This window comes from Heliorestis acidaminivorans, from assembly GCF_008933955.1.
In the GTDB taxonomy this organism is placed as follows: domain Bacteria; phylum Bacillota; class Desulfitobacteriia; order Heliobacteriales; family Heliobacteriaceae; genus Heliorestis; species Heliorestis acidaminivorans.
In genome coordinates, this window is the sequence record NZ_WBXO01000003.1 from 108,207 (window position 1) to 119,650 (window position 11,444).

Here is an 11,444-nt window from a genome sequence, read left to right on the forward strand (position 1 = left end):
ACTAATACTATGAATAATAACTTTTACATCTCTTTGCTTTCTAACTTGCTCAAGGCCGTCTCTTAGATTACTTTCCATTAATTACTATTAATAATTGATAGATTCGGGACCTTGGCCTGATGTATCAATTTTTTCCTTGTGGTAAATTAAAATTAGTCTTACGGCAGGCAAGCGCTATCTATAACTATTCAACATTGCTCTAATCAAGTAAGGAGGACATCGATGAAGAAAAAAGCAACCCTAGTTACACTCATGCTCTTTTTCGTCTCTTTATTGATACCTGTTATGGCCACAGCCGATAGCAACTATGGTACTCGTACGCTAAATCAAGGATCTTCAGGCTCTGATGTAGCACAGTTACAGCAATACCTTTTCGATCTTAAGTACTTAGCACACACACCTACAGGCTTCTACAGCTCTGATACTCGTGATGCTGTAAGAGAATTTCAACGTGCTAACAGCATCAGACCTAACAACGGTTTTGCCAATGTGCAAACACAACAAGCCATACAGCTAGTGTGGACAAGCTCTTTTGGCAATTCTGCACCCTTACCAACAGAGCCTAAACCAGAGCCAACACCAGCACCTGAGCCAACACCGACACCTGAACCAGTACCTGCTCCAGAGCCTGAGCCAACACCAACACCTGAGCCAGTGCCCGCCCCGCAGAGTAATAAGATTATTCTCGGTTACTATACAGTTGATTATCCAGGTGACAAAATATCCTACAATTCTCTAGCTAGCTATGGTGATCACTTTAATGCCATGTCAACTTTTTCATACCGTGTAGATGGACAAGGAAATCTCCATGGAACAGCTCCTACTGATGGCCTTGCTCTTGCTAAGTCCAAAGGTATTCAATCTTATGCTTTGATCCACAACTATGTCTATCCTACAGGCTTTGATATGGATATTGCCTCTAATTTGCTCAGCCGCCCAAGTGCTCGTCAGAATTTGATCAATCAGTTGAAACAAATTCTACCAGCTCACGGCTATGCTGGTGTTAATGTTGACCTTGAGTACATAAGAGCGACAGAACGCCCCAACTATACTCAGTTCATCAAAGAACTAAAAGAAGAACTTGGTCCTCTCGGCTATACAGTTATTGTTTCTGTAACTGGTAAAACTTTTGATGATAAAACTTCTCCCTGGGGTGGTGTTTTTGACTTTCCTGCCCTTGGAAAATACGCTGACTATGTGCAGATCATGACTTACGATGAGCACTGGTTTGGCGGTACTCCTGGTCCTGTAGCTTCCATCGGCTATGTAGAAAGAGCTGTAAATTATGCTGTTTCTACTATTCCCAGCGAGAAGATTCTGCTCGGTATTGCCGCATATGGTTACGACTGGTACGGAAGCAATACAAAAGTAGTTAATTATCACAGCGTACCTAAACTACTAGATCAGTACAATATTACACCTTCTTGGGATAATACTGCAAAATCTCCCTTCTTCCATTACACTGATGAAAGAGGTATTCGTCACGAAGTCTGGTATGAAAATCCTCGTTCTATGGCTTATAAGCTTGCTTTAGTCGACAAACATGATCTTGGCGGTATTGGCATCTGGAGACTAGGTTTTGAAGATCAGAGTTTCTGGGACGAAGTTGATAAGTTCATGAAAAAGTAAAATCTCTTTCATCCCTATTGGCCAGAGCTAAATTGCTCTGGCATTTTTTTATTTCTTTTATTCAAAGTCCTTCATTCATCCCCGGCCTTTCTGAAGGAATATACTTATCTGGCACTTGAGAGAAATATTTGATCAATCCTTTGACAAGGGCCTCGCAAAAAGCTTGTTGAAATTCTTCATTTTGAAAAACCTTCCGATCTTCATTATTAGTTATAAAGCCCATTTCGACAATTACAGCTGGCATTTTAGTATGTTTCAAAACAAAATAATTTCCCTTCATTGGATTATGCTTGTAGATTTCTCCTTTATGAGCATAAGAGCTGTAGAAATAATTTAGTTCTCTTTGCAGATGCTGAGCTAATCGTTCTGTCTCTGAATCTTCCTTGACATGCTTATAATAAAGCAATAAAGCACCGCGAACACGACTGCTTTGAGAAGAGTTCATGTGCAAACTTAAGAATATGTCACCACCAACTTGATTAGCCCAACGAATACGGTTTGTTAGATCTAGAGTGTTTCTTCTCCGATCATTAGGATCGACACCACTTAGATCCCTATCCAGATCTCTAGAAAGCAAGGCTATAGCACCCTGGTTTTGAAGAACTTTCTGTAGTTGCAAAGCCATCTCTAAATTGATGTCTTTCTCTAAGAGAGCATCTCCTTTACTTGCACCACCATCAATCCCTCCATGACCTACGTCGATCAAAATTCTTTTCTCTTGTAAGGGCGAGCTCGCCGCTGGGGGTAAAGACTTATCTTTTGGAGGTTTTAGAGTAGACCACAAAAAGAAATAGAGACTAACAGCTAACAGGAGTACTAGCATCACTAGAGAAACTATTAGTATTTTACGACGCAAAAAAAGCCAGTACACTCCAACCCTCCTTTCGAAGAAACCATGAAAAATATGTTACTCAGTCATGTATACGCAAAAAAGGACAAAAGAAAAACTCACACCTCGAAAAAAAGGTATGAGCGCTTTCTTCTATCTAATAAAAAAATGATTCCTTCAGTTGATTTTTTGCTTTATAATTTCTGAGCTCCCGAAGCAACTTCTTGTAAAGCCCACTGTGCTTTTTGGAAGGCTTTAAGTATTTCTTCAAGAGTCTCATCGAGCCCTTCCTCAATTTTCTGTCTACCCATTTTCTCCATCTTAGCACATTGTTCTGCTAAATAGATAGCACCTAAGCTAGCACTACTTGACTTCATGCTATGGGCTACTTTTTCTAAGACATAGCTATCTTTTTTTGATACAGCCTCACGCAAAGAGTCAAGGCGTGGAAGGGTATCTTCTAGATACATCTGTATGACTTGACCTAAAAATTCAGGTTCACTATCCATAGCTAACTCATTAATCTCTCTCAATGACCGAAGCTCTAGAATTTCATCTACTTTCCAGTCCTTACCGTCACCGTAACCATCCTGACTGCTAGAACTCATCAAGTGTTCTTTCGCCTCCTCTGAAACTCTTTTGTCATCAATAGAACCTTCACTTATTTGGGTATTTTCACTAACTTTATTCTTATCTACTCGCAACCATTGTACCAGAATTCTTCGCAAGTCCTCCATTTTTACTGGCTTACTAATATAATCATCCATGCCACAACGAATACACTGCTCTCGATCACCGGCTAAAGCTCTAGCTGTAACTGCAATTATTGGTGTGTACCTTCCCGTCAACACTTCCATCTGCCGAATCATTTCCGTTGCTTCATAACCATCCATAACTGGCATTTGACAGTCCATAAGTACCATATCGTATTGATTTTTCGCTAAAGCTTCTACTGCTTCTCTCCCATTATTTGCAATATGAACCTTCACACCTAGCTTCTTTAATTGAATCATTGCTAACTTTTGATTTACCTTATTATCTTCGGCAAGTAAAAAGGTTCTTCCTTTTGTTAGTTCACATAAATTTTCTTCTAGATGGTCGCTTATTTTTTCCGCTTGCCCATTTTCGATTTCTTCCAAAACATCTTCTTCATTATGGAGTAAAAAAGGTATGACTACCCAAAAAGTAGCACCCTCTTTTTCTTTACTATAAACACCAATCTGACCGCCCATCATCTCCACTAGACGCTTGGTAATAGCCAGGCCAAGACCAGTGCCACCAAACTTTCTTGTTGTAGAACTATCAGCCTGTGTAAAAGGATTAAATAGTTTCTGTTGAACTTCTTCTGGAATGCCAATGCCCGTATCTATTACTTCAAAGCGAATAGTACTAAAGTATCTATCTTGCCTCTGTAAATATACTCGCAAAGAGATAGCACCTTGAGAAGTAAACTTCATAGCATTGCTCATTAAATTCATGATTATCTGATGAAGTCTTCTCCCATCACCACGTATAACCTTAGGTGCCTGCTTATCGTAGTGGTAATTTAATATAAGTTCTTTCGATTTAGCTTTAGTAGATAAGATATTTACAATATCATCTAGCAATGCTTTCAAATCAAAAGCATAAAGTTCGAGCTCCATTTTCTCAGCTTCTATCTTGGAGAAGTCTAATACATCATTAATAATTGCTAATAACAAGTTGGCAGAGTCTCGAATAATATTGATATACCCTTTCTGCTCCTCCTCTGAATTCAGGTCATTCAAAACTTCTGTCATACCTATAATACCATGAAGAGGTGTTCTAATTTCATGGCTCATAGTTGCTAAAAAGACACTTTTCGCTTGACTGGCTAATTCAGCCGTCTCCTTAGCACTCCTTAATTCTACTTCAGCATTCTTTCGTTCCGTAATATCGCGGGAAACTGCAATAATTTCATGTACTTCCCCTGTGTCGGGGTGGCAGACAGCTTGGTTTGTCGTTTCGAACCATATGTAAGTGCCATCTTTTTTGCGCATACGATATTGAACAGGATACCTCTCAGCGCCTAATTCTTTTGCAATAATTTTTCTACTGTATTCCTCTAAATCTCGAGGATGATAGTACTCATAAACAGAATGACCAAGCATTTCTGCTGGATCATAGCCTAACAAAGCTTTAGAAGCTGGTGAGGCATAAAGAAAAATCCCTTCGGCTGAATGACGCGAAATCAGATCAGAAGAATGCTCAGCTAACAAGTGATATCTTTCTTCACTTGTTTCTAACTTCTTCGCTAACCTTCTTTGTAATGTGATCAATTCATTGTTTAATCTTGTTAATTCATCATAAAGCTCTTTATCCCGTAGAGCTTGCATCGTTGCTTGTAAAGATAGGTTCTTCAAAGCGGAACGTAGTGCTGTTGTTTGCTCGTTGTTGATTTTCATCATTTCGCCATAAAAACGTATAATTCCTGATCGTGACTGACTTCCTACGATTAAAAACCGGCCTTCTGTCGATCCCCCAGCGAAGTAAATCAGTTTTGGCTTATTACTTACATTAACATAAAATTCCCAGTCGAAAACAGCGCCTTGTAAGCGGAGCATAGATAAAAAGTTTTCTGCTTTGTCTACACTTTCATTAGTAACAATATCGCTAAAAGGTTGCCCTTCGGTAATATTTAAGGCCAATTCATCACGAACAATCCGTAACACAATGCCATTAAAATCACAGACCACTGAAATGCCAGCACTTTCTTCTTGAGACATATTGAAGGAAAACCCTCCTTGCTCCTGTCCAGGCGACTTCTATTATAAAAAGCTTTTAACCCCTAGGATCATGAATAACTAGAACAGTTCAAGATTTTTTCGCCCATGATAATCGCTTCATTAGCATCTTTTGCATAGCCATCAGCACCAATTTCTTTCCACAAATCCGGAGCAATATTAAATGGATAACCACCAACCAAGATTTTTACTTTTGCACAATCTTGATCACTTCGCACAGCCTCAATCACCTTAGCTAAAGTGCTGACATGAAAAGTCATCGTTGCCGACAAAGCTAAAAGATGAGCATTCCATTCTTTTATAGCTGAAATGATCCCTGCAATTGGCATATTAGCACCTAAGTAATAAGTGTCCCAACCTTCCATTTCAAAAAAGTCAGCAACCATTCGAATTCCCATTTCATGAAGATCGCCACCTACACAAGTAGCGACCATGCGATATCCTGTTCTTCTTGGATTATTGAATATTTTTGGATAAAACTGTGACATTATTAATTGCGTTGCCGCCGTACAATAGTGTTCCTGCGCTACAGACAAACGATTAATCTGCCAGAGACGTCCAATTTCATACTGCGTTCTTTGGAAAACTTTAAGATAAATATCTTTAATAGTTACTCCTCTTTGGAAAGCCTCTTCGATAAGCATAAGTGCCTTTTCTCGGTCCGCATCTAACAAAGCTTGTAAATAATTACTAGCTAGCTCATTCCACTCCTCATATTCATCTCCATCATCAATAAAAGGATTTAATTGAGCAGGCATGTTGGGAAGTTGACGCTGAGCCAGTTGAATAAAATGTGTAGGAACCGCTTTTGCTTTTTCTGGTAAATATCCCATTAATACAGACAAGATTAAATCTAGGTGAGCTGACAAGTCCTCTGCCGGCACCTTCATTCCTTCTAATAAACTTTTCAACCAAGCAATGTGATCGAGAAAAAGCATAGGTTGATTTGCGCGAATCGCTTCTGATAAGTAAGCCAAATGACTTTCAAAGTCTTCTAATGCTCTTTCTTGGCTTAATTGTCCGAATCTTCTGCTTAATTCGGTGTCTAAGTTATGTTGACGCTTATAAAGCTCCCTTGCCACAGCAGATCGTTGAGCATCGAGGGCTTTGCTTATACTTTTATGGAAATCTTTCATTCCACTCCCTCCTAGCTATCATCTTAAGTCATAGAAATCCATACCTTAAGATTGTTCTCATATGAGCATATTTCCATGAAAATAATCAGAATCCTGCTTACTCTTTCATTGCTTTTTCAATATATCTGCGTTAGAATTTTTTGTATTGAAAGCTAGGTCTTTCAAAGAATAGTGCTTATTAGCAACGAGGATGCGATGCATTTATGGAAAGAGTCGGTATCATCGATTTAGGTTCTAACTCAGTTCGTCTCATGGTTGTTCAGCTCTCTGAGGATGGCTCTTATAAACTTATAGACGAAGCCAAAGAAGGCGTTAGGTTAAGCCAAGGTATGGGCCCGGAGAAGATCCTGAGACCTTTTGCCATCAAAAGAACTATTGATGTGCTACGTCTTTTCCAAAATCTTTGTCAAGCTCATGGTGTAAACAAAATACTCGCTGTTGCTACAGCCGCCGTTCGACAAGCTTTGAACCAGGCAGACTTTCTACTTGAAGTGAAAAATAGTACAGGCCTTGATTTTACAGTTTTATCAGGCTATGAAGAAGCACAAACTGTTTATTATGGTGTTATTAACACTGTTGAAGTAGAAGATGGTTTAATCGTTGATATTGGTGGTGGCTCTACAGAGCTTGTTCTAGTTGAAAATCGACGCATTTCACATGCTATCAGTTTGCCTTTTGGCGCTGTTACATTAACTGAACTATTTCTTAATGCTGATAAACCAACAGAAGAAGAGCTTAAGAAAATGGAAATATATTTGCGACAAAGTTTTAATCAAATCTCCTGGCTACAAACTGAGCCTACCTATCCAGTGATTGGTTTGGGCGGTACTTTTCGTAACTTATCGAAGATAGACCGCAAAAGAAAACAATATAGTTTTGATGTAACTCACAACTATCGCATGACCAATAACGATGTCCAAGAAATTTACCGCTTACTAAAATGTTCTAATCTTGAAAAGCGCAAAAAAATTGTGGGGCTGTCAAAAGACCGCGCTGATATAATTGTAGCTGGTGTGTCTATTGTTAATGAACTTGCCCATTATATGACTATTCAAGAAGTGATAATTTGCGGTTCTGGTCTTCGTGATGGTCTTCTTTATAAGCATTTGTTACGCCATCAAGTCGAACCGATTGTTGAAAATGTACGAGCCCATAGCGTGGACAACTTAATGAAATATTATGATTTGGAAAGCAAGCACAGTCGCCATGTAGCCAAACTGACTTTATCTATGTTTGATCAATTACTACCTATTCATGAATTAGATGAGCAAGCCAGAAAAGTATTAGAAGTTGCTTCCTTGCTTCATGATGTAGGAATTGTTATCAATTTTTACGACCACTACAAACACAGTTTTTATATTATTGCTAATTCAAGAATTAATGGACTAAGCCATCGAGAAATCTTGCTAACAGCTTTTACAGCAGCTTCCCATGCCAAGCAAATCCGAGAGCAATGGATTGACTATAGCGATATTCTCTCCAAGAAAGATTGGGATATGGTAAGAAAACTTTCTATATTGTTACGTATTGCTGAAGCTTTAGAGAGAAGTGAAGCAGCTATTATTAAAGATGTACGTTGTCATCAATATGTAGATGCTATTCATATTTCTGCTATCACAACAGATCCTGCTGACTTAGAGATCTGTCATGCTCACAAAGTAGCTGACGATTTCAAAAGAGTTTTTGGTCATAAATTGATTATTACAACGCAACCTCTTGTTGCTCTAGGACCATAAAGAATGAGACCGGTACTATCGCCGGTCTCATTCTTTATATAATACCACAATTATATAATCCCACAGTCCTGAGCCCAAGCTACTTTTCGAGTAGCATGGTTCATGAAATATTCTTGGCTTTCAAAAGGCTCTTGATTAGGTGTTGCTATTTTTTCGTAAGTTCCATCAGCTTTCATTATCCGAGCTTTCACATTATCAGCTAGCATAATGTCCAAACTTTTCTTTAGCCTATTGCGTAACTTTTCGTCTCTTACTGGAAATAGCAATTCTACACGTCGTTCCAGATTACGATGCATCCAATCAGCACTAGAAAGATAAGCTTCTTCCTTTCCTCCATTTCGGAAATAGAAAATGCGGTGATGTTCCAAAAAACGCCCAACTATACTAATTACTCTAATATTTTCACTAACACCTTCGATAGCAGGACGGAGGCAACATATTCCTCGAACAATAAGATCTATTTTTACCCCAGCACAAGAAGCTTTATAGAGACACTGAATCATTCTTTCGTCATTAAGAGAGTTCATTTTAGCAATAATGTGTCCAGGATTCTCCTCTGTGCTAATCGCAATCTCCCGCTCAATAAGATCTTCTAAATGTTTGCGCATACCTGTTGGAGCAACAGCTAACTGACGCCATCGGGAAGGCATAGAGTAGCCTGTGACTTCATTATAAAAGTCAGTAGCATCAGCCCCAAACTCTTCTGAGGCAGTAAAAAGACCAAAATCTGTGTAAAAACTAGCTGTAATATCGTTATAGTTCCCCGTACCTAGATGAACATAGCGGCGAATGCGCCCTTCTTCTTGCCGCACCACCAATGTTATCTTCGAATGGGTTTTTAGATTTACTAAGCCATAGATAACATGGCAACCTGCTTTTTCTAATTTTTTGGCCCAAGCAATATTTTTTTCTTCATCGAAACGAGCTTTTAATTCCACCAACACAGTCACTTGCTTCCCGTTGCGAACTGCTTCCGCCAAAGCTCGAATAATGGGAGAATCACCACTAACGCGATATAAAGTTTGTTTGATAGCCAGCACCTGAGAATCTTGAGCAGCTTTAGTTACAAAGTCTACGACACAATCAAAAGACTCATAGGGATGATGAACAAGAATATCTTTTTTGGCTATGGCTTCAAAAATATCTTTCTCACCAAGTAAATCTTCTGGTATCTGCGGTTGCATAGCTTTGTAACGAAGATGATCGTATCCTTTAAGATCATAAATATTCATTAATGTTGTTAAGTCAAGAGGTCCTGTAATGAGATAGATATCTTCATCTTCTAATTCCATCTCTTCTTGCAAATATTGCTTCAAAGCGGTACTAACAGTTGACTCAACTTCTAAACGTACCTCTGCACCCCATTTGCGTTTCTGCAACTCTTTCTCTATTGCTAATAAAAGATCTTCTGCCCCTTCTTCATCAACTGATAAGTCAGCGTTTCTAGTAATGCGAAAAGCTACAGCATCAATTATTTTATTGCCTCGAAAAAGAACTTCTAAATTGTTTTTAATAACTTCTTCCAAAGCCAAAAAAGCATAGCCTTCCTCAACAGGAATAGAAATAAAGCGCGGTAAAACAGAAGGCACCTGCACAACTCCAAAAAGCAAACGCTTACAGATGAGCGTTTGTTCCGGCTCTAGCAAAACAGCAATGTTCAGACTTTTGTTAGCCAACAGTGGAAAAGGTCTACTCTGATCAACGGCCATAGGTGTTAATACAGGATAAACTATATGTTCGAAATATTCTTCCACAAAAGCTTTTTGTGATTTATTTAATTGATGATAAGAATAAAAGTATATGCCTTCTTTCTGTAACTCAGGCAATAACTGCATATTCAACTCTTGATATTGATCGTCAACGAGGCGGTGAACTCGTTGGGAAATCAACTGCAACTGTTCGAGAGGTGCTAAGCCAGCAGCATCTTTCTTGCGAAAACCTGCTTCTACTTGATCTTGAAGCCCAGCGACACGCACCATAAAGAATTCATCGAGATTGGAGCTCATAATTGAAAGAAACTTGATCCTTTCTAGCAAAGGGTTAGAACTATTCAAAGCTTCTTCTAAAACTCGATGATTAAACTCAAGCCAACTAAGCTCTCGGTTTATATAATAATCGTGAGAGTTAAAGCTTACCTGTTCTTCACTATACTCCTTAGTCTTCTCTTCTTGCATCTTACTTTGCACTCCTTCACCCCGACCCAAAAAGTAACATAGTAAAAAGTATTTTCGTCTTATTTCTCCAGAATCTTTACTTTTTTTACAAAAACATATTTCGTAGTCTTCCTTTGAAAATCCTGCTTCCTTCATTGCCAGGTGAATGGGCAAATGATAACATAAGGCCATTATAGTTATCTAAAGGGAGTCGGTCTTATTATGAATGTATTAATCTACGGCCTTGGCGCTTTAGGCACCGTCTATGCAACCTTTCTCCAAAACAAAGGTCATAATGTAACCGCTTTTGTGCGCCCTAAAGCCTTACCTACCTTACAAACAGAAGGGTTAAAAGTAACAGGGATTTGGGGAGACCATAAAACGAAAAAATGCACCTTCATAACAGAGCTTTCTGAGCTACAAGATAGTCCCGATCTGGTAATTGTAACAGTAAAAAGTTTTGATACAGAAGAGACAGCTCGACAAATAGAACCCCTGCTTTCCAAAAAAAGCTACGTACTTTTGGCCCAAAATGGTTTTGGTAACTATGAGCAAGCGGTCAAATATATTCCCAGAGATCAGCTAATTCTAGCTCGAGTTATTTTTGGAGCGGAAACTCTTGCCTTGGGTCAATCAAAAGTAACTGTCATAGCTGATGATGTAATCATTGGTTCACCAACAGAGCAAGTTCCATTACATATCCTAGAGGAAATCGCTAAAACTTTTTGTGAAGCTAACATTCCAACAGGTTCATCAAGAGATGTTATGAAATATATCTGGAGTAAAATCATATATAATTCTGCTCTGAACTCTTTAGGTGCTATATTGGAAGTAAATTATGGTACACTAGCTGAATTAGACCATTCTCGCCAAATTATGAATCATATAATTGCAGAAATCTTTTCTTTATTGGATGCGATGGGACAAAAGACACTCTGGCCTGACCAGGAGGCTTACCTGAAAGCCTTTTATGATCAACTCGTACCTATAACAGCATCACATCATCCTTCTATGTTACAAGATATTCAAAGAGGGCGTAGAACAGAAATCGATGCCTTAAACGGAGCAGTCGTTGCTTTGGGCAAAAAATACGCCGTAGCGACGCCAGTTAACGAAGTAATCGCTAAACTAGTAAAAGCAAAAGAAACAAAACTTATGAAAAAACCTAATATGAGAAAACCCTAAATAGATATAGCCAA

7 protein-coding genes are annotated in these 11,444 nt (G+C 38.7%); 3 read left to right on the plus strand and 4 right to left on the minus strand.

Annotated elements, in window-relative coordinates; translation table 11 throughout:
• Positions 1-222: 222 nt before the first annotated feature.
• On the plus strand, positions 223-1,629 hold the full coding sequence (locus tag F9B85_RS05315) for a glycosyl hydrolase family 18 protein (protein ID WP_151619282.1): 1,407 nt from the start codon (positions 223-225) through the stop codon (positions 1,627-1,629).
• 61 nt (positions 1,630-1,690) lie between these two features.
• Here F9B85_RS05315 and F9B85_RS05320 read toward each other — a convergent pair whose 3' ends face one another.
• The 3 genes from F9B85_RS05320 to F9B85_RS05330 all read right to left on the minus strand — a co-directional run bounded on the left by F9B85_RS05320 (position 1,691) and on the right by F9B85_RS05330 (position 6,356).
• A complete protein-coding gene (locus F9B85_RS05320) occupies positions 1,691-2,500 on the minus strand; it encodes an N-acetylmuramoyl-L-alanine amidase family protein (protein ID WP_151619284.1) in 810 nt (269 codons plus the stop codon).
• A 152-nt stretch (positions 2,501-2,652) separates the two neighbouring features.
• Entirely contained in the window at positions 2,653-5,202 is a 2,550-nt protein-coding gene (locus F9B85_RS05325) for a hybrid sensor histidine kinase/response regulator (protein ID WP_151619286.1), read from the minus strand.
• A gap of 68 nt (positions 5,203-5,270) precedes the next feature.
• Positions 5,271-6,356 carry a cobalamin B12-binding domain-containing protein gene (locus tag F9B85_RS05330; protein WP_151619288.1) on the minus strand — a complete coding sequence of 362 codons (1,086 nt, stop codon included), beginning with the start codon at positions 6,354-6,356 and terminating at the stop codon, positions 5,271-5,273.
• Between the two features lie 203 nt (positions 6,357-6,559).
• On the opposite strand from F9B85_RS05330, the gene ppx reads away from it, so the two are divergent.
• A complete protein-coding gene (ppx, locus tag F9B85_RS05335) occupies positions 6,560-8,092 on the plus strand; it encodes an exopolyphosphatase (protein WP_151619290.1) in 1,533 nt (510 codons plus the stop codon).
• Between the two features lie 50 nt (positions 8,093-8,142).
• Here the strand turns inward: ppx and F9B85_RS05340 are convergent, their stop codons facing one another.
• Positions 8,143-10,266, minus strand: coding sequence for an RNA degradosome polyphosphate kinase (locus tag F9B85_RS05340; protein WP_151619292.1), 2,124 nt, complete (start codon positions 10,264-10,266; stop codon positions 8,143-8,145).
• 201 nt (positions 10,267-10,467) lie between these two features.
• Between F9B85_RS05340 and F9B85_RS05345 the strand changes: the two genes are divergently transcribed.
• Positions 10,468-11,430 (plus strand): ketopantoate reductase family protein, encoded by a 963-nt coding sequence (locus tag F9B85_RS05345; RefSeq protein ID WP_151619294.1) that lies wholly within the window; start codon positions 10,468-10,470, stop codon positions 11,428-11,430.
• Positions 11,431-11,444: the final 14 nt, after the last annotated feature.

Excerpts from the sequence above, each read along its gene's own strand:
- F9B85_RS05330 (WP_151619288.1), bottom strand. The coding sequence starts at position 6,356 with ATGAAAGATTTCCATAAAAGTATAAGCAAAGCCCTCGATGCTCAACGA.
- F9B85_RS05325 (WP_151619286.1), bottom strand. The coding sequence starts at position 5,202 with ATGTCTCAAGAAGAAAGTGCTGGCATTTCAGTGGTCTGTGATTTTAAT.
- F9B85_RS05345 (WP_151619294.1), top strand. The coding sequence starts at position 10,468 with ATGAATGTATTAATCTACGGCCTTGGCGCTTTAGGCACCGTCTATGCA.
- F9B85_RS05315 (WP_151619282.1), top strand. The coding sequence starts at position 223 with ATGAAGAAAAAAGCAACCCTAGTTACACTCATGCTCTTTTTCGTCTCT.
- F9B85_RS05340 (WP_151619292.1), bottom strand. The coding sequence starts at position 10,266 with ATGCAAGAAGAGAAGACTAAGGAGTATAGTGAAGAACAGGTAAGCTTT.
- ppx (WP_151619290.1), top strand. The coding sequence starts at position 6,560 with ATGGAAAGAGTCGGTATCATCGATTTAGGTTCTAACTCAGTTCGTCTC.